Annotated in this window: 17 protein-coding genes and 1 pseudogene; 15 read left to right on the top strand and 3 right to left on the bottom strand. The window is 41.3% G+C overall.

The genetic code is table 11. The annotated features are described in order from the left end of the window. The first annotated feature begins 41 nt into the window (after positions 1–41). The 5 genes from HWQ58_RS20335 (at position 42) to HWQ58_RS20315 (ending at position 4,307) form a co-directional block, all read left to right on the top strand. Positions 42–1,478: a serine/threonine-protein kinase gene (locus HWQ58_RS20335; protein ID WP_292866511.1), complete on the top strand. Its 1,437-nt coding sequence runs from the start codon at positions 42–44 to the stop codon at positions 1,476–1,478. Positions 1,479–1,688: 210 nt separating this feature from the next. After that, a complete protein-coding gene (locus HWQ58_RS20330) occupies positions 1,689–2,771 on the top strand; it encodes a site-specific DNA-methyltransferase (protein ID WP_292866509.1) in 1,083 nt (360 codons plus the stop codon). Between the two features lie 479 nt (positions 2,772–3,250). Then, positions 3,251–3,478 carry a DUF2188 domain-containing protein gene (locus tag HWQ58_RS20325; RefSeq protein WP_292866507.1) on the top strand — a complete coding sequence of 76 codons (228 nt, stop codon included), beginning with the start codon at positions 3,251–3,253 and terminating at the stop codon, positions 3,476–3,478. Between the two features lie 77 nt (positions 3,479–3,555). After that, positions 3,556–3,711, top strand: coding sequence for a KTSC domain-containing protein (locus HWQ58_RS20320; RefSeq protein ID WP_292866505.1), 156 nt, complete (start codon positions 3,556–3,558; stop codon positions 3,709–3,711). A 422-nt stretch (positions 3,712–4,133) separates the two neighbouring features. Continuing rightward, positions 4,134–4,307, top strand: a complete 174-nt coding sequence (locus HWQ58_RS20315) for a twin-arginine translocase TatA/TatE family subunit (RefSeq protein ID WP_292866654.1) — start codon at positions 4,134–4,136, stop codon at positions 4,305–4,307. 48 nt (positions 4,308–4,355) lie between these two features. Here the strand turns inward: HWQ58_RS20315 and cphA are convergent, their stop codons facing one another. Together cphA and HWQ58_RS20305 are read right to left on the bottom strand one after the other, a co-directional pair. Then, complete coding sequence (cphA, locus tag HWQ58_RS20310) at positions 4,356–7,061, bottom strand: cyanophycin synthetase (protein WP_292866652.1); 2,706 nt, start codon at positions 7,059–7,061, stop codon at positions 4,356–4,358. A gap of 174 nt (positions 7,062–7,235) precedes the next feature. Then, positions 7,236–8,099 carry a cyanophycinase gene (locus HWQ58_RS20305; RefSeq protein ID WP_104905797.1) on the bottom strand — a complete coding sequence of 288 codons (864 nt, stop codon included), beginning with the start codon at positions 8,097–8,099 and terminating at the stop codon, positions 7,236–7,238. Positions 8,100–8,639: 540 nt separating this feature from the next. Here HWQ58_RS20305 and trmD point away from each other — a divergent pair. The 8 genes and pseudogenes from trmD (at position 8,640) to argH (ending at position 16,416) form a co-directional block, all read left to right on the top strand. Then, positions 8,640–9,347, top strand: a complete 708-nt coding sequence (trmD, locus tag HWQ58_RS20300; protein WP_292866502.1) for a tRNA (guanosine(37)-N1)-methyltransferase TrmD — start codon at positions 8,640–8,642, stop codon at positions 9,345–9,347. A gap of 88 nt (positions 9,348–9,435) precedes the next feature. After that, positions 9,436–9,921 carry a 2-C-methyl-D-erythritol 2,4-cyclodiphosphate synthase gene (gene ispF, locus HWQ58_RS20295; protein WP_292866500.1) on the top strand — a complete coding sequence of 162 codons (486 nt, stop codon included), beginning with the start codon at positions 9,436–9,438 and terminating at the stop codon, positions 9,919–9,921. Positions 9,922–9,982: 61 nt separating this feature from the next. Then, complete coding sequence (locus tag HWQ58_RS20290; RefSeq protein ID WP_292866498.1) at positions 9,983–11,767, top strand: ABC transporter substrate-binding protein; 1,785 nt, start codon at positions 9,983–9,985, stop codon at positions 11,765–11,767. 63 nt (positions 11,768–11,830) lie between these two features. Beyond that, a pseudogene (locus HWQ58_RS20285) lies at positions 11,831–11,956 on the top strand (1-(5-phosphoribosyl)-5-amino-4-imidazole-carboxylate carboxylase); the annotation flags it as partial. A 31-nt stretch (positions 11,957–11,987) separates the two neighbouring features. Further along, positions 11,988–13,778 (top strand): ABC transporter substrate-binding protein, encoded by a 1,791-nt coding sequence (locus HWQ58_RS20280; protein ID WP_292866496.1) that lies wholly within the window; start codon positions 11,988–11,990, stop codon positions 13,776–13,778. 74 nt (positions 13,779–13,852) lie between these two features. Next, a complete protein-coding gene (gene larB, locus HWQ58_RS20275; RefSeq protein WP_292866494.1) occupies positions 13,853–14,641 on the top strand; it encodes a nickel pincer cofactor biosynthesis protein LarB in 789 nt (262 codons plus the stop codon). Between the two features lie 107 nt (positions 14,642–14,748). Then, positions 14,749–14,955: a hypothetical protein gene (locus HWQ58_RS20270; protein ID WP_292866492.1), complete on the top strand. Its 207-nt coding sequence runs from the start codon at positions 14,749–14,751 to the stop codon at positions 14,953–14,955. Positions 14,956–15,030: 75 nt separating this feature from the next. Further along, entirely contained in the window at positions 15,031–16,416 is a 1,386-nt protein-coding gene (gene argH, locus HWQ58_RS20265; protein WP_292866490.1) for an argininosuccinate lyase, read from the top strand. 188 nt (positions 16,417–16,604) lie between these two features. Here argH and HWQ58_RS20260 read toward each other — a convergent pair whose 3' ends face one another. Further along, the gene (locus HWQ58_RS20260; RefSeq protein WP_167407613.1) at positions 16,605–16,769 is read right to left on the bottom strand and encodes a hypothetical protein; all 165 of its coding nucleotides are present in this window, start codon (positions 16,767–16,769) and stop codon (positions 16,605–16,607) included. A gap of 732 nt (positions 16,770–17,501) precedes the next feature. Here HWQ58_RS20260 and HWQ58_RS20255 point away from each other — a divergent pair. Both HWQ58_RS20255 and HWQ58_RS20250 read left to right on the top strand, forming a co-directional pair. After that, positions 17,502–17,996, top strand: coding sequence for an NUDIX hydrolase (locus tag HWQ58_RS20255; protein WP_104905789.1), 495 nt, complete (start codon positions 17,502–17,504; stop codon positions 17,994–17,996). 173 nt (positions 17,997–18,169) lie between these two features. Continuing rightward, on the top strand, positions 18,170–18,982 hold the full coding sequence (locus HWQ58_RS20250) for an alpha/beta hydrolase (protein WP_292866487.1): 813 nt from the start codon (positions 18,170–18,172) through the stop codon (positions 18,980–18,982). The last annotated feature ends 123 nt before the right edge of the window (positions 18,983–19,105 follow it).

Raw genomic sequence — 19,105 nt, 5'->3', positions numbered from 1 at the left:
CAGAGATAAAAATATGAAAATAATTAATCAAATTACTTTTTATGATTGGTCAAATATTAGGAGAGCGCTACGAAGTTCAGCAGCTATTAGGTAAAAAAGCTGGGCGTAGAACTTTGCTAGCTCGTGACTTGAAAACTCAGGAATTAGTTATTATCAAGTTACTGTCTTTTGGTGGTGACTTTGAATGGGATTCACTCAAGCTGTTTGAGCGGGAAGCCGAAACTTTAAAAAACTTAGCACATCCCTTAATACCTCGCTATTTAGACTATTTTGAGATAAATTCACCAACTATCAAAGGATTTGCCTTAGTACAAACTTATATTCCAGCACAAACTTTAGAGCAATACTTACAAACTGGGCGGACTTTTACAGAAGCTGAAATCAAACAGATAGCCAAAGCGCTTTTAGAAATTCTGATTTACTTACATGGGTTGCATCCGCCTGTAATCCATCGTGATATTAAGCCTAGCAATATTTTATTGGGCGATCGCTCTGGTAATAGTGTCGGTGAAGTTTATCTAATCGATTTTGGTTCGGTGCAAACTGTCTTGGCCACAGAAACCGGGACAAGGACTGTGGTAGGAACCTATGGCTATATGCCACAGGAGCAATTTGGCGGACGCACTGTTCCCGCCTCTGACCTTTATAGTTTAGGTACAACTTTAATTTATTTGGTGACAGGTACACACCCAGCCGATTTACCCCAAAAAGATTTTCGCATTCAGTTTGAGGTAGCGGCTAATCTTAGTCCCAGCTTTACCAATTGGTTAAAGTGGATGGTTGAACCCAGTTTAGAACAGCGTTTGAGTTCTGCCTTGGAGGCACTGAAAAATTTATATGAGCCGCAGTTTGAAATTGAGAAAACTTTAGCTGTTGGCAAACCAGCAGGTAGCAGAATTCCACTAAAGAAACCTACTTTGGTAGTTGGCAAACCATATGAGAGTAATATTCAACTAACCAAAAATTTGGATTCTCTAGAAATCATTATTCCATCAGTTGGTTTTGATTTATTATTAATCGTATTTACAGGTTTATTTGTGATCGCCTGGAATTCAATGACCCTATGGATGACAATAAGTTGCCTACTCTCAATACCTTATACTGGCAACATGATCATTGCCTTGCTTTCTCTTCCCTTTTGGGGTGTTAGCTGTTGGTTAATATATCACTTTCTCTTTGTGTTGTTTGGACACATCTGCTTACGCTTGAATTCAGAAGAAATTACTTTAACCGAGGAATTGTTTACTTGGAAAGTTTCTCGTCCGCGTACATCATCGCGACAAAGTATCAATAAGTTAATTTACATTCCAAAATACATTTCTGGCGTTCCAGCACTATATATTTGGTCAGGAGAACAAGAATATAAGTTTAGTGTGACGAACTATAGTGGTATTAAATCTGAAGCAGAACTTGAATGGTTAGCTCATGAATTAAGTGATTGGTTAGGTTTGCCAATTACTAATCTAATGGGAAGTTAGTTGCGCTGATCATGGCTTTATTCAAAGTGTCCAGTTCTATGCCGACCATAGTCAATACAGAACATACGTACTTTTGTGAGTGCAGATATTTGGCACATTGCCTTATTCATCCAGCAAATTGATCAAAAAAATAGCTAACAGTTGGAAAACTTATGCTTTTATGGATGATACTGTCTTTATAGACCGTACAATTGTACTAAAAAAGTTTAGATGAAACTTAATTGTAATCCTTACTACGAAACAAAATTTGGTGCTGCTTATTTGGGAAACAGCCTAGAATTAATGGCAGGTATTCTCGACGAAAGTATCGACTTAATTTGTACTTCTCCACCATTTGCATTGGTTCGTAAAAAAGAATACGGAAACGTTGATGCTGAGGAATATGTTGAATGGTTTAAAGATTATGCAGCCCAGTTTTACCGTATTCTTAAACCAACAGGCTCACTAGTTATTGATATAGGTGGCAGTTGGATTAAAGGAATGCCAGTTCGTTCTCTTTATCATTTTGAACTAGTTGTTGCTTTGTGCAAAGCAAAAGAAAAAGGTGGACTTGGATTTTATCTGGCACAAGAATTGTATTGGTATAATCCAGCAAAACTACCCACCCCTGCCGAATGGGTAACAGTTCGCAGGGAAAGAGTTAAAGATTCAGTAAATACAATTTGGTGGCTGTCAAAAGAACCGCATCCTAAAGCTAATAACAGAAGGGTTTTAAAGCCTTATAGTGATGCAATGAAAAACCTTCTAAATAATGGGTATAAACCCAAAATTAGACCATCAGGCCATGATATTTCCGAGAAATTTGGGAAGGACAGGGGAGGAGCCATTCCCCCGAATTTTATTGATGGACGTTGTAGTACAGACAAAGAAGAAATAGGGCAACAGACTCTTATACAAGAAACTTTATTTGAAGATTTAGTCCAGCCTGTAAATGTAATTTCTGCCTCGAATACTGCTTCTAACGATTATTACCAAAGGCGTTGCAAACAAGAAGGTTTTAAGCCACATCCAGCAAGATTCCCTCAAGCTTTACCAGAGTTTGTCATTAACCTTTGTACAGAACCAGGTGATATTGTTTTAGAACCTTTTGCTGGTTCTAATATGACAGGTCGAGTTGCAGAAACTTTACAAAGACGCTGGTTGGCTTTTGAGATTGATGAAAACTACATCAAAAGCTCAAAACTGAGATTTGAAGAAAATGCTCCTTTAGTTGTTGAACCTCCAGCAGATTTACCATCAATAGCAATAGAAAATGCTGATAATAACCAGTCAGTACAGTTAGGACTGTTTTAAAGAAGGCGCTCCAACCATCAGATGTTTTAAGGAAATTGCAGAATGGAGTCTAATAAATTAAAAAGTTTTACTTATAAACATCAGTTTTAGCCACCAGCAAAATTCTCTTTAATTGAAATTCTGAAATTATGTAAAGAGTGTCAACTAATTTGAGACATACTGGAAGCCAATATTGCCTAATGTTATTTTTCCCACCATTCTAAACGGGTATTATATATGCTGGCTGGCTTCAAAAAGTAGTTTTCAGATATTATATCTGTCGTTTCAAGGCAGCTTTAAATCTTCAACAAAGATATATTAATATTGAATTCTAAAGTTGAAATTAAAATGACTTTAAAAAAAATAATTTTAAAATTTGATTTTCTAAGAATAATCAAAATTATTTAATAATTATTTAATATTGTTTCTACTACAAGATATTTACATTAGTAAAGATTATGTTAAGGTATAAAAGTAGTTAAGTATAAACAATATCGCTAATGTCTAAAGGTAAAGACCAACATATCGTCCCTCACTCTAAAGGTTGGGCAGTTAAGTCTGAGGGTGCTAGTAAGGCTACTAAAATATTCCCCACCCAGCAAGAAGCCATTGAGAAAGGGCGTGAGATTGCTATTAATCAGCAGTCGGAATTATTAATACATAACCGAGAGGGCCAAATTCGAGAGCGGAACAGCTACGGCAATGATCCACACTCATCTAAAGGTTAAAGATTACTGCATTAGTTCAAGATAAACTGTCAGGTGAGTAATTTTACCTGACATTTATTTTTCTATAAGAATAAAGAATGCTACGAATACAAGTTAGCTCAAGCGATTTGCAAAGTGTTGGTTACGATGCCACAACTTGCACACTTGAAATTAAGTTTCATAGTAGAGGCATATACCAGTATTTTAAAGTTACAGAATCTATTTATAAGGGACTAATGGCTATTTCTTCATAGGGGAAGTATTTTCTTCACGCTTGTATCAAAGATTTATATTTTTATCAAAAAATAGCTTTAAAGACCGCACATTAAAGGTTTCTCTATTAACTCTAAATGATAGCTCTATTACTAGAAACTAGTACATTTGAATTCCATTGTAGCATCTCTATGTATTGTTTTGACAAGGTTACAGACGCAAGAAACTGAGGAGATTTAGTCGCACTTTTCACTAATTTGAGTTGGTCAATCACAGACTGAGCTACTTTGGCAGATTATGCCAAGTTGCTTTGCCAAAAGTTTTTGAGGACAAAAAACTTATCTTTATTGATTTTATTTATACCCTGTTTTGCAAGAGGGTAGAGTGCTTATCAGTGATAAACTTATGGGATATGAGCCATCAATGTCTATATTTAATTACAGATGCCTTAGAGGAAATTTATATGTTTGGACTGGGATGGCCAGAAATAGCTGTAATTAGCATAGTCGCTATTCTAATTTTCGGCCCAAAAAAAATTCCCGAACTGGGGACTGCACTGGGCAAAACCCTACGAGGTTTTAAGGAGGAGATGAAAACTCCTAGCGAGGAAACCAATCACGAAGAAGAAAAACAGTAATTAAAGGAGTCAGGAGAAGCCAGCGCAGTGCTTCCTCCTGATTCCTGACTACAGCAAGGTATTAACAACAGAAGAAGGTGTGATTCCATTTTGGGAATCGATAACAGTTGTGCCGGGATTTTGTTGGTGTGTCTCTTCCTTGGCTAAACCACGCAGCTTAATTAACTTAATAGCCCTACTAACACTTTCTGGCAAAATTACCACTAGGCTGTTATTAGGAGCCATGTCTAAGCCTTTATTGATCGCTTGGGTTTCATCCAGAATCGATTCATAGCGGCTATCAGGCTTAACTTCCGTGATACCTTGAATAATCAACTGGGCAGCTGAACCACGTAAGCGTCCCCGTGTATCATCGTCTTCTTTGATGATGATGTAATCAAAAATTTGTGCTGCTAATTTACCCAAAGTAACAAAGTCTTCGTCGCGGCGATCGCCTGGCCCGCCAATTACGCCAATCCGTTGTCCTGTAGTCCAGTTCCGCACAAAGGAACCTATAGCTTCGTAACTGGCTGCGTTGTGGGCATAGTCCACCAAAGCGTGGTAGTTGCCTAAATTAAATAGATTCATTCGTCCCGGTGTTTGGCTAACTGAAGCCCGGAAGGTCTTCAAACCAGCACGAATCTGCTCAATTGTGACGTTTTGCACAAACGCTGCCAAACTGGCTGCTAAAGCGTTGGCAATCATAAACGGCGCACGTCCGCCCATTGTTAAAGGTATATTTTCGGCTCTTTCTATGCGGTGTGTCCAATCACCTTTAACAATTGACAAATAGCTATTTTCATATACTGCCGCAACTCCACCCTTTAAGATGTGCTTCCGCACTAATTCCGAATTGGGGTTCATCGTGAAGTAAGCAATATTAGCCTTAGTTTTTTCTGACATAGCGGCGACACGGCGATCGTCGGCGTTAAGTACCGCATAGCCATCAGGGAATACAGCTTCTGCTACTACACTTTTGAGATTAGCTAACTGCTCAATGGTATCTATATCGCCTATTCCTAAGTGGTCGGAGGCTACATTCAATACTACCCCTACATTTGCGGCTTCAAAGCCCAATCCAGAGCGGAGAATGCCACCGCGAGCCGTTTCCAGTACTGCTACTTCCACTGTGGGATCTTGGAGGATGACATGGGCACTTTGGGGACCTGTATTATCGCCTGCCTCTACTAAGTAATCACCGATATAGGTTCCATCTGTAGTAGTATAACCTACTACTTTACCAGTCTGCTTATAAATATGTGCTAGTAGTCGGGTAGTAGTGGTTTTACCATTAGTACCCGTGACGCTGAGAATCGGAATTTGGCTAGATTGCTCGTTAGGAAACAGCATATCCATGACTGCGCCAGCGACGTTGCGGGGAATACCCACGCTTGGGGCAACGTGCATCCGAAAACCGGGAGCGGCGTTAACTTCGACAATCACGCCATCCACTTCCCGCAGAGGACGGCTAATATCTGTGGTGACGATATCGAGTCCGGCGATATCCAAACCGATAATCTTAACTACTCGTTGTGCCAACCACAGATTTTCTGGGTGAATTTCATCGGTACGGTCTACGGCACTACCACCTGTACTCAAGTTGGCTGTTGCTCTGAGATAACAAATAGTGCCCTTGGGTGGCACGCTATTTAGGGTATAACCTTGCCTTTCTAGCAGCTGGTAACTGGTGCGGTCTAGTTCAATCTTGGTCAGGACGTTATCATGTCCTTCACCGCGATTTGGGTCGAGGTTTGTTTCCTCAATCAGTTCGGCAATGGTTAATCTGCCGTTGCCAATGACATGAGCCGGGACGCGCTCGGCTACTGCTACTACTTTGCCATTTACCACCAGTACCCTGTGGTCGCGCCCAACGTAATATCTTTCGACAATAATTGACCGGGAAACTTGTCTGGCAGCTTCGTATCCGGCTTCAGCTTCTTCCCAAGTTCTAATATCAATGGTGATCCCACGTCCATGATTGCCATCCAGGGGCTTGATGACGATGGGATAGCCGCCAACGAATTCAATGGCTTGTTCCAAATCGTCTAAAAAGTTGATTACTGTACCTCTGGGTACTGGCGCACCCGCAGCAGCAAGGATACGTTTAGTGGCTTCTTTATCGCAAGCTAGTTCTACGCCCAGAATGCTAGTGTTGTCCGTCATTGTGGCCTGCATCCGCTTCTGGTTCACGCCATAACCTAGCTGAATCAAAAAGCGGGCTTCCAGCGACATCCAGGGAATACCTCTTTTTTCTGCTTCTTTAACGATCGCTTCTGTGGAAGGGCCTAAGGAAGCATCACGGGAAAAGTCTTTCAGGTCTTGGATATCTTGCTCTAATTCTGCCTTGGGATAACGGCCTCGATCAACGATACTCTGGCACAGCCGTACTGCGGCTCGTCCAGCGTAGCGTCCCGCTTCCTCATTCAGGTATTCGATTACTACTTGGTAAATTCCGGGCGTGGCAGTTTCGCGGGTGCGACCAAAGCCGACATGCATCCCAGCTAATTCTTGGAGTTCTAAGGCTACGTGTTCCACTATGTGCCCGATCATAGTGCCTTCTTTGACTCGCATCAGAAAACCACCGCGACAGCCAGGCGAACAATAGTGACCCTCCAGACTTGGCAGCGCCTCAACTAATCCTTCATAAAAGCCAGGGATTTGATTCGAGGGCGTCTCGCCAAGGTTTTCTAAATCGAGGCGCATGACGATCAGTTTGTGGCGTCGAATGCTCCAATAGTTTGGGCCGCGTAATGTCTGGATCTTGAGAATTCTCATGGGAATAGGTAGATGGAGATTCGGAACCAAAATTCTAGTTTCTTACTGGAATTGACCGCTAAACTGTTCGTTAAAAACAGTTTTTTCTTTTTACATGGTATTCTTATCATTTTTCTACGGTAAGAAATAATAAATGTGCGGTCAACTCAGTGTAACCTCAGATACTCTATCCCGTCAGCTGGAGATTCGGTGTACAGCAGGCAATACAGTCCGCTGGTACAAGTGGAAGCGATCACCGTAGCTGAGGATATGGAGACGTAAATTATGTACGGTTAACGGTTCATTAGCACCGACATGGGGTTCGTTGGTATGGGTCAGCTCAGTGGGATCGACAATGGTGACACTACCTTTACCCATAACTTGTAACCAACCATCACGTTCAAACACTGCACAAGTATCTTCGTCAATGCCAATACCTAAGCGATCGGGATGAGCTGCGATCGCACTAATTAGTCGTCCCATGCGATTACGGTTGTGAAAGTGTTGGTCAACGATTACTTCCGGAATAAATCCCAAACCCGTTGCCATATCCACTAGGGAACGATTGGGCGCCTCTCCACTACCGCCGCCAGCAATCATGTGATGCCCCATCACCGCCGCTCCTGCACTGGTGCCTGCTAACGTAAGTTGCCCCGCCCTCACCCGCTGGCGAATAATTTCCATTGCTGGCGTATCTGCCAATACGCCACAAAGACGCAGTTGGTCTCCTCCTGTCAAAAACACCCCACTACAGGCTTCTAAAGATGCTTTGATCTGGGAGGCTTCACACTGTTCTCGTTCACGGATGTCTAAAATCTCTACCTTCTGGGCACCCATTTCTTCAAAAATGCGAATATACCGACCACCGATGATGGCAGGTTCGCGAGAGGCAGATGGAATAATTGTAATATAAGCCTTACTAGCACCGGCACGTCCAAAAAAAGTTCGTAGGATTTCGCGCCCATGAACTTTATCTTCTGCACCTCCGATAACCAGAACGGCTGTTTTAGTTGCTTGGGGTGTCCTCATTTCTAGCGATTTAGCTTGTAATTGCGGCATTTTGGTTCTCCTGTCAACAACTTCAGGTGAATTTAACAAGGTTCAGTTGCCTGATAATTTTTGCGCTTTGCAACTTTTGAGAGGACACTTTTTGGAAGTTTGGAACTGGGGAAAGCTACTCTCTAAATTCTCGCTTAACGCTCGCGTTGCCTCAGTCTAAACGTGTTTGTTCCCATTCCTCTCTCGCTGGCGCCTTGTTTTTCACCTATCCACTTGCAGCAGGGCAAAATAGTCTTTAAGTAGCTAGATTCCCCCTTTAGAGTTGGGAACGAGCAGTTAAGACTACGCTTTTTTCTGAGGCTGGCTCGATGCATCCTGGAAGTTGTTAACTTGATATGATTATTAATTTAAATGTAGTTGTGACAACATTTAAACATAAATTAAGTAATTAGAAAAACTTTTGAGCCCATCTAAAATCCAGGAGGTCTGGTAGTTTTAGATACTATTGATAAAGTTTAACTGGAGTTTAACCCGACCTTGGCTTGCTGGTATTTGCTAGACATTCAAATTTAAGATTAGTGTCCTCGAATACGAATAACTGTGCGCTTTGATATAGTTACACTTTTTCCTGACTGTTTTAACTCTGTTCTCAATTCTGGGCTGCTAGGTAAAGCCTTAGCCAAACAGATTGCCGAAGTGCATCTGATTAATCCACGGGACTTTACCACTGACAAGCACCGAAAGGTGGATGATGAACCCTACGGTGGCGGTGTGGGAATGCTAATGAAGCCAGAACCGATTTTTACGGCTGTAGAGTCGCTGCCAACTCTTCCCCGAAGAGAAATAATTTTGATGAGTCCACAGGGTCAAACAATCAATCAACCTCTTTTGAAAGAATTGGTGACAAATTATGACCAGTTAGTAGTTATTTGCGGGCATTACGAAGGGGTGGATGAGAGGGTGCTGCATTTGGTAACTCGGGAAGTATCTTTAGGCGATTTTATTCTGACTGGTGGGGAAATTCCAGCAATGGCTTTGATTAATGGTGTTGTGCGACTAATACCAGGAACTGTGGCCAAAACAGAGTCGCTGACAGCAGAAAGTTTTGAGGAAGGGTTATTGGACTATCCCCAATATACTCGTCCTGCCAATTTTCGCGGCTTGAAAGTGCCTGATGTGTTGCTCAGTGGGAATCATGCAGCGATCGCCCGGTGGCGTTACGAACAACAAATTCAAAAAACCCGCGATCGCCGCCCCGATCTCCTGGAAAAATTGAAGCAGGGGGAGCAGGGGGAGCAGGGGGAGTAGGGGGAGTAGGGGAAGATGAGGGAGCAGGGGGAGCAGGGGGAGAATAATAACTCCTGACAAATGACAAATGACAAATGACAAATGACAAATGACAAAAATTCGTATTGGTAATGGCTACGATATTCACCAACTAGTGAGCGATCGCGCTTTGATTTTAGGTGGAATTCAAATTCCCCATGAACTGGGTTTGTTGGGGCACAGTGACGCTGATGTGTTAACGCACGCGATTATGGATGCCATGCTTGGGGCATTATCTTTAGGAGATATTGGTCATTATTTTCCGCCTACCGATCCCCAATGGGCAGGAGCAGATAGTTTAGTACTATTAACTCAAGTACATCAACTTATTCGGGATCGAGGCTGGCAGATCGGAAACATTGACTCGGTAATAGTAGCAGAACGTCCAAAATTAAAGCCGCATATTCACAAGATGCGCGACAAACTAGCGACTGTTTTAGAATTACAACCAAATCAAATTGGCATCAAAGCTACTACTAACGAAAAATTAGGCCCTGTTGGACGTGAAGAAGGTATATGTGCTTATGCTGTTGTCTTGCTAGGTGCTTCAGAATAACTTTCTTTAGCTTCTGATCGAGATATTGAAAACTGATTAGGATCAAAATAAATTTGAAATTATGAAATTTTTTAGACAAATATTTCTAGCAATTAAATATTTTTGGTTGCCAATAATTCTGACTTCAGCAACAGCACTTACACTTACCGCCTGCAACCCAACTAACTTCAAAAGCGCATCTGCTCAAGTACCGCAATTGGTAAGTAGCATTCTCAGTGATCCCAAAACTTTCAACCTTGCTCTGAGTCAAGAATCACCAAATATTTTTGGTTTGACATACATAGGATTAGTTACCCAAAATCCAATTACTGGTAAAGTTGAGCCAGACTTAGCAGAATCATGGCAAATTTCTGATGACAAATTGCGATTTACTTTTACTTTACGTGAAGGCTTAAAATGGTCTGATGGGCAGCCACTCACAGCTGAAGACGTTGTATTTACTTACAACGAAATCTACTTGAATGAAGCGATTCCTACAGATACCAGAGATGGCTTCAGAATTGGTGTCAGTCGCAAGCTACCTACGGTGCGAAAACTCGATGAACGCCAGGTAGAATTTACTCTACCGGAACCCTTTAGACCTTTCTTACTAAATACAGGCACTTCTATCTTACCTGCCCATGCACTGCGAGAATCTATAAAACAGAAAGATTCAGAAGGAAAGCCGACCTTTTTGAGTAAGTGGGGTGTTGATACTCCCACCAAGCAAATTATTGTCAACGGCCCTTATAAAGTTGAACGCTATGACACAAGTGAACGTGTAGTATTTCGACGCAATCCCTACTACTGGCGCAAGGACAACCAAGGTAAATCTCAGCCTTATATTGAACGCATGGTTTGGCAAATCGTCGAAAATACGGATACTTCTTTGCTGCAATTTCGGTCTGGTGGATTAGATACTGTGCCAGTAACACCTGAATACTTTTCTTTGCTAAAGGTGCAAGAAAAGCAGGGTAACTTTAAAATTTACGGCAATGAACCTGGAACTGGTACAACGTTTGTTTTATTTAATTTAAATAAAGGTAAAAGAAACGGAAAACCATTGGTAAATCCAGTTAAATCACGCTGGTTCAATACAGTTGAATTTAGGCAAGCAGTAGCTTATGCTATCGACCGCAAAACGATGATTAATAACACTTACCGCGGCTTGGGTGAACCACAAAATTCACCAATTACAGTACAAAGTCCTTATTACCTTTCGCCAAAAGAAGGATTAAAAACTTATGATTATAATATTAATAAAGCAAAGGAACTGCTAATTAAAGCTGGATTTAAGTACAATCAACAAGGTCAGTTATTAGACGCTGAAGCTAACCGCGTTCGCTTCACTTTGCTCACTAATTCTGGAAATAAAATCCGCGAAGCAATTGGATCGCAAATTAAACGAGACTTGAGTAAGATCGGTATGCAAGTCGATTTCACTCCATTGGCATGGAATACTTATACAGACAAGCTTTCTAATTCTTTAGACTGGGAAGCTTCGATGCTGGGTCTGACGGGTGGTTTAGAACCCAATGATGGAGCAAATGTCTGGTCTCCCGAAGGTGGATTGCATATGTTTAATCAGAAACCACAACCTGGACAACAACCGATTGAGGGTCGGGAAGTAGCTCCTTGGGAAGCAGAAATTGGTAAGCTTTACATTCAAGCTGCACAGGAGTTTGATGAAGCAAAAGTGAAAGAAATTTATGGGGAAACGCAGCGAATTACTCAGGAAAATTTACCGTTGATTTACCTAGTTAATCAGTTGTCAATGTCAGCAGTCCGTAATCGCTTTGAAGGTATCAGATTCTCTGCTCTTGGTGGCGCATTCTGGAACATTCATGAAATTAAAGTAATGAATTAGTCATTAGTTGTCTACTAACTAATCGCTAATTACAAACAATGAAGGACAAAGGACAAAAGACTAATGACTGATGAAAAAACTTTGCGATCGCTCTTAGAAGCGGTTGCCAATGGTAAAGTTACTCCAGATATAGGATTATACACACTTGAATCTTTGTCTTATAAACCTGCGGGTGAATTTATTGACCATAATTAGACAGAATTCCAGTAAATTTAATTCTATGAAATCACCCTTCATCTTTTTTGCAATTAGGCGTTTTTGGTTGCCAATATTTCTGACTTCAGCAATAGCACTTACACTTACTGCCTGCAACCCAGCGAACTTTAAAAGCGCAGCTGCTCAAGTACCGCAACTCGTCACCGCAGTTTTGAGTGAGCCTTCAACTTTTAACTATGCTTTAAATGAATCAGCATATAGTGTTTTTAGGTTCATCTATGACTCATTGATTAATGAGAATCCCCTAACTACAAAACTAGAGCCTGCTTTAGCAGAGGACTGGGAAGTTTCTGAAGATGGTCAACGGATTGTGATCACTCTGCGAGAAGGAATTAAGTGGTCAGATGGTCAGCCAATGACTGCTGATGATGTTGTCTTTACTTATAACGAAATCTACCTCAACCCCAAAATTCCCACCTCTACCAAGGATGCCCTAAGAATTGGTGATAAGGGCACTTTGCCAAAGGTCAAAAAAATCGATGAGCGCCGAGTTGAATTCAGTATACTAGAACCCTTTGCTCCTTTTTTAAGATATGTAGGTGGTATCCCAATTATGCCAGCCCATGCTCTACAGAAAGCAATTCGCACAGTTGGATCTGATGGAAATCCTAAGTTTCTCTCAATGTGGGGAACAGGCACTGATCCGAAACAAATTGTTGGTAACGGCCCATATATCATGGAAAGTTACGTTTCCAGTCAGCGAATAATATTTCGGCGTAATCCATATTACTGGCGCAAAGATGCTCAGGGTAATTCTCAGCCTTACATTGAGCGTATTGTTTGGCAAATTATTGAATCTACTGAAAACCAGTTGATTAGTTTTCGCTCTGGGCAGTTGGATAATTTAGAAGTTCCTCCTGAAGGCTTCAGTTTGCTGAAGCGACAAGAAAAACGGGCGAAGTTTAAAATTTATAACGGTGGGCCAAGTACAAGTACGAGTTTTATTGCTTTCAATCTGATTAAAGCAAAGAATTCTCAGGGTAAACCTTTTGTAGACCCAATTAAATCTATATGGTTTAATAAAAAGGAATTCAGGCAGGCTATAGCCTACGCCCTCGACCGCGAAACGATGAAAACAAATGTTTATCGGGGACTGGGTGAACTGCAAAATTCATTTGTTTATGTCAAAAGTCCCTATTTCCTAACTCCAGAAAAAGGGCTAAAAGTATATAATTACGAACCAGATAAATCGAAGAAATTATTGTTAAAAGCTGGTTTCAAATATAATGACCAAAATCAGCTTTTAGATACTGATGGTAACAGAGTCAGATTTACACTCTTAACGAATTCGGAAAGAAAAGTTAGAGGAGATATGGCATCCCAAATCAGGCGGGATCTCGCTAATATTGGGATTCAAGTAGATTTGCAAATTCTCAGTTTCAATTCCTATCTAGAAAAACTCAAAGTTACGCATAATTGGGATTGTTACCTTGGAGGATTTACTGAAGGCGGTATTGAACCCCACGGCGCTAGCAAAATATGGAGAATTACCGGTGCATCCCACGCATTTAATTTGGGGCCACAACCGGGAGATCCACCCATAATTGGCTGGGAAGTTTCCGACTGGGAAAAGGAAATTGACAGGCTTTACATTAAAGGCGCACAGGTATTGGATGAAAACAAGCGCAAGGAAATTTATTATGAATATCAGCGCATTGCCTCAGAACAGTTGCCGTTTATTCATTTAGTGGAGAGGTTGAATCTGCAAGCAGTGCGCGATCGCTTCCAAGGAATTCAATATACTGCTCTTGGTGGCCCATTTTGGAATCTTTACGAATTGAAAGTAACCGATTAAGCATGGGGTATTGGGCATTGGGCATTGGACGACTGATAAACAACTAAGAACAAAAGACAAAGGGCTAATTACCAATGACCGATGAAAAAAGTTTGCGATCGCTCCTGGAAGCGGTTGCCAATGGTAAAGTTACGCCAGATGTGGCATTAGACTCACTCAAAGACTTAGCTTATGAATCTGTAGGTGAATTTGCCAAAATTGACCACCATCGCCAGCTAAGAACTGGTTTCCCAGAGGTGATTTGGGGCCCTGGTAAAACGCCCGAACAAATTGCTCAAATTATGGAAGTGATGCGCCTCCGTAACCCTGTAGTAATGGCAACCCGCATTGAATCAGCAGTTTATACCGCACTGCAATCAAAAGTTAGCGGTTTGCGATATTATGAATCGGCGCGAATTTGTGCGATCGCTCCCCCTACCATCGAACCACAATTCTGCGGTGAGATCGGTATTCTTTCTGCTGGTACCGCCGATTTACCCGTTGCTGAAGAAGCTGCTGTCACTGCTGAACTTTCTGGTTTTCGCGTCCAGCGCCTCTGGGATGTTGGCGTTGCTGGAATTCACCGTTTGCTGAGTAACCGCCACCTGATTGAATCAGCATCGGTGTTGATTGTCGTGGCGGGGATGGAAGGCGCTTTACCCAGCGTTGTCGCTGGTTTAGCGAGTTGTCCTGTGATTGCTGTACCCACCAGCATCGGTTATGGCGCAAGTTTTGGCGGTTTAGCACCTTTATTGACAATGCTTAACTCTTGTGCTGCGGGAGTAGGGGTAGTAAATATCGATAATGGTTTTGGTGCAGCAGTTTTAGCGGGGCAAATTTTGCGGACTGCCGAGAAATTGCGGTTGGCATCGGCTGCATCTTGAGTTAAGACATTGAAGTTATATCCAAATATTTCAGTAAATATCAGTAATTAATGTAAATAATAAACTGATGCTGAAATTTGCCACCCCTAACTTCTTAATCACCAAAGATGAGCAATTACAGCGATTTGATATCTCAGTTACTTTGGCATTTGCCTGTAAATTGGACAGCCCTAGCACAAACAATCACCGATCCAAACGTTATGGGTCAGATGCAAAAAGCTTGGAGCCACTTTATACAAACAGGTCAAGTGTGGGCATTGTTGATTGGTTTAGTCATTGGCTATATGATTCGGAATCTAACTAGCTACGGTTAAAGTAATTTTAGATTTTGGATTTTAGATTGATGATTAATCTAAAATCCAAAATTGATGCCCACTCCTCTGATATTTATGACTGAAAAACAAACTTGGAGCCAGCGGTTTGAATCAGCGTTGCATCCAGCGATCGCTCGTTTTAATGCCAGTATAAGTTTTGATATTGAATTAATCGAATATGACCTCACTGGTTCTCAAGCTCATGCCAAAATGCTTGCTCACACGGGCATCATCTCCCCAGAAGAAGGAGAGCAACTGGTTGCCGGTTTAGAACAAATTCGCCAAGAGTACCGCCAGGGAAAATTTCAGCCTGGTATCGATGCTGAAGATGTACATTTTGCAGTTGAACGACGACTGACAGAAATTGTCGGCGATGTGGGTAAAAAGGTGCATACGGCGCGATCGCGTAATGACCAAGTTGGCACTGATACCAGACTCTACCTGCGCGACCAAATTCAACAAATCAAAAGCGAATTGCGAGAATTTCAAGGTGTTTTACTGGATATAGCCGAAAAGCACGTTGAAACTCTGATTCCTGGCTATACCCACCTCCAACGCGCCCAACCCGTGAGTTTAGCTCATCACCTCTTGGCATATTTTCAAATGGTGCAACGTGACTGGGAACGCTTAGGAGATGTTTCTCGCCGCGTGAATATCTCACCTTTGGGGTGCGGTGCTTTAGCGGGAACTACTTTCCCTATCGATCGCCACTACACAGCCAAAGTCTTGAATTTTGACGATATTTATGCTAATAGCCTCGATGGAGTGAGCGATCGCGATTTTGCGATCGAATTCTTGTGTGCTGCTAGCTTGATTATGGTTCACCTCAGCCGCCTTGCAGAAGAAGTCATTCTTTGGTCATCTGAAGAATTTCGCTTCGTCTCCCTCAAAGATAGCTGTGCTACAGGTTCCAGTATCATGCCTCAAAAGAAAAACCCCGATGTCCCAGAATTGGTGCGGGGGAAAACGGGACGTGTATTCGGTCATCTCCAAGCGATGTTGGTCATTATGAAAGGGCTACCCCTGGCGTATAACAAAGACTTACAAGAAGATAAAGAAGGTCTATTTGATAGCGTTAACACAGTCAAAGCCTCACTAGAAGCGATGACAATTTTGCTCAGGGAAGGCTTAGAATTTCGTACCCAGCGGTTAGCATCAGCTGTAGCGGAGGATTTTTCTAATGCCACCGATGTCGCAGATTATCTGGCAGCACGGGGCGTTCCTTTTCGGGAAGCTTACAACCTTGTGGGTAAGGTGGTAAAAACTAGTATTGCCGCAGGTAAACTCCTAAAAGATTTGAAATTAGAAGAGTGGCAACAACTACATCCGGCATTTGCAGCAGATATTTATGAGGCGATATCCCCCCGTCAAGTTGTTGCTGCCCGCAACAGTTACGGAGGAACTGGCTTTGTACAGGTAAACAAAGCACTCATAGCCGCCCGTGCTCAAATTGCTCAATAGAGGGATTGAGGAGATGAGGGAGATGAGGAGATAAACAAAACTCCTAACTTTTAACTCCTAACTCTTAACTCCTAACTCAGCACTCCTAACGCCCAATGCCCAAAAATAAATAAGGGCGTACAAATAAATGTGCGCCCCAAAAGGTAAATAGGTAAATAACCCAAACAATAAGGATTTAGGCAGGCAGCTTATTCAGTGTCAGCTGCTGCTGCGCCTTCTTCTTCCTCACTCTTTGGTGGTCTTTGTTGGAACCTTCTCTGCATTCTTCCTGTCGTAGTCCGTTTACGAAACTTTCTGGCATACGCCTGGTTACGTAGCGCCTTTTCTTTTTTCGGGTTACGGCGCTTGGCCATGTTCACCTCTATTAATAAACAACAAAAAAGTAGCAACTAGGCATCACTTAGGCAATATTAGCTACCAATGTTATTGATATACTTTTAGCCTAGTGCAGCAATAAATACGCTTTAAACAGTGTACTAGTCTACCGCATTTTACCTGATTTTGTCAATATAAATTCTGAATTATCCACGCCAGTAAGACAAAAATATCTTTTCTGAGATTCCAATCTGTCAAATGATTGTAAATTAGCTCATTAGTTGTTGTTCTTAAAACAAACCAATATTATTAAGAAATTATCAAGAAATAATTCAGGAATCGGTCATCAAAACTCGGAGGCATAGGTAAGTTTAAGCATAGAGTCTAATTTTTGATTTAGTGGTCTTTAATTAATTGTAGGTTTTAAACCCTACTTAATTGCCTCTTATAAATTCAGAATTCAGAATTTTGACTTATTATTCATATTATTTTTATTTGTTCTAAAAATCTATTAGTAACAGCTAATTTCAGCAGTACTAATGTTAGCTATAAACTGAAAATTTACTTTATTTAATAAATATCATGTATATATAAATACAGTGCTTCTCATGAAACTTGATGTTAGAATTGATAATATTCTACGTAAATCGTGAGAATAAAATCTCAACCCACAAACATTTTTGTATAAAACAAAACTCAACAAAAATTTTATCAGTTGAGATTATGTAAGTGGTAGAGAACTATAGAATACAACACATAAATTTTGAAGATTGAACGTTATTGCTTTTTTTCCGGCAGCTGTAGAGTCCACACGTAGCTTATGGCGTATTGGACAAACAGTATTGGGTATAATATTTCGTCATCCCATTACTGGCACTAGTATCATCCCAATTTTACCCGATGGTCGGATTGTACTGATCCGGCGGCGCGACAATGGTCTTTGGTCATTGCCTGGAGGGATTGTAGATTGGGGAGAAGATATTCCCAATACAGTCCGCCGGGAATTGATGGAGGAAACCGGGCTAGAATTAGTGAAAATTAACCGTTTAGTAGGAGTTTACTCTGCACCAGACCGCGATCCCAGAATTCATTCAATTTGTATTGTGGTTGAAGCCGAAGTGCATGGGACAATGGAGATTCAAGACACGTTAGAAGTCATGGAAATCCAAGCTTTCTTTCCCAGTTTACTACCTTCAGGAAAGATGTCTCACGACCATACTCGGCAGTTGCAAGACTACTTAAATGGCTTGACAACACTGGCATAACAATATTTTTTCATTACTCATTAGTCATTAGTCCTTTGTGATTTGCCGCCAAACTTATAATCTCAAGAAGCCTTGGCTCACACTTCTCTGTTTGTAATTTGTCCAGAACTAGTTAATAATAACCAATGACTAATGACTATTTATTATGGTGCTAAAGTTAACTACTAAATAAAATGGATATACTATTCCGTAACTCCCGAAGAAAGCTTTCTCAAGGGCTACTATTCTGGCGTGAAGTCGGTGAAAAAACTCCTATAATTTTTTTACATGGTGCTTGGAATGAGAGCAGTCAATGGTTATCTGTGATGAAGTCCCTTGCACAAGATTTTCATTGTTTTGCACCTGATTTGTTAGGGTTTGGTGAATCAGAAAATCCTAATATCCACCATTCGATAGATTTACAAGTTGAATGTCTAGCTGAATTTTTGCAAGCTGTGAAGCTAGAAAAAGTATATTTAGTGGGGCATTCTCTTGGGGGTTGGATTGCTGCTAGCTATGCTTTAAAGTATCCAGAGAAAGTTGATGGTGTGGTACTGCTAGCACCAGAAGGTGTAGAGATAGCAGGGCAAGAAGAGTATTGTCAGAAGATGCGGCGATTATTGAATTATCCACCACTAATAGTTAAAACGTTGCGATCACTAACTCCCTTGACTAAAATCCTGGGTTGGCATGAAAAAATTGCACAAGACTTGCAGCTGCGTCAATCGCTATTGCCGTATCCCATAGGTTGCCAGTTACTTTTCAAACGGCGACAAGTAGAAATTGAGGCGGAATTACTGCAAAAGCAGCTTTATATGATAGATGTCCCAGTTTTTATTTTACAGGGTGGGCAAGATACACCAGATGCTTTAGCCAAGAGTCGGGTTTATGCTCAACTGATGCCGAAAGTCGAGTTGAAAATGATTGCCCATGCTGGAAATGATTTACCAGAATCTTGTGCTGGGGTTGTGGCAATTGAAATTCAGGAGTTTATTAAAGAAAATTAGTAATTGGAGGAAAGCGGGTTACGTATCTCCAAAGCCGTGAACTCAACTAATTAAGCTAAATTATTGAGAGTTTGCTGCCAATCTGCTACACATATTCCTTCGCTCTCAAACTACGATATGTGT

The sequence above is a fragment of the Nostoc sp. LPT genome (assembly GCF_017115165.1).
Taxonomy (GTDB): Bacteria; Cyanobacteriota; Cyanobacteriia; order Cyanobacteriales; family Nostocaceae; genus Nostoc.
The sequence above is the reverse complement of the archived record's forward strand: the minus strand, read 5'-3'. Positions and strand labels throughout refer to the sequence as shown.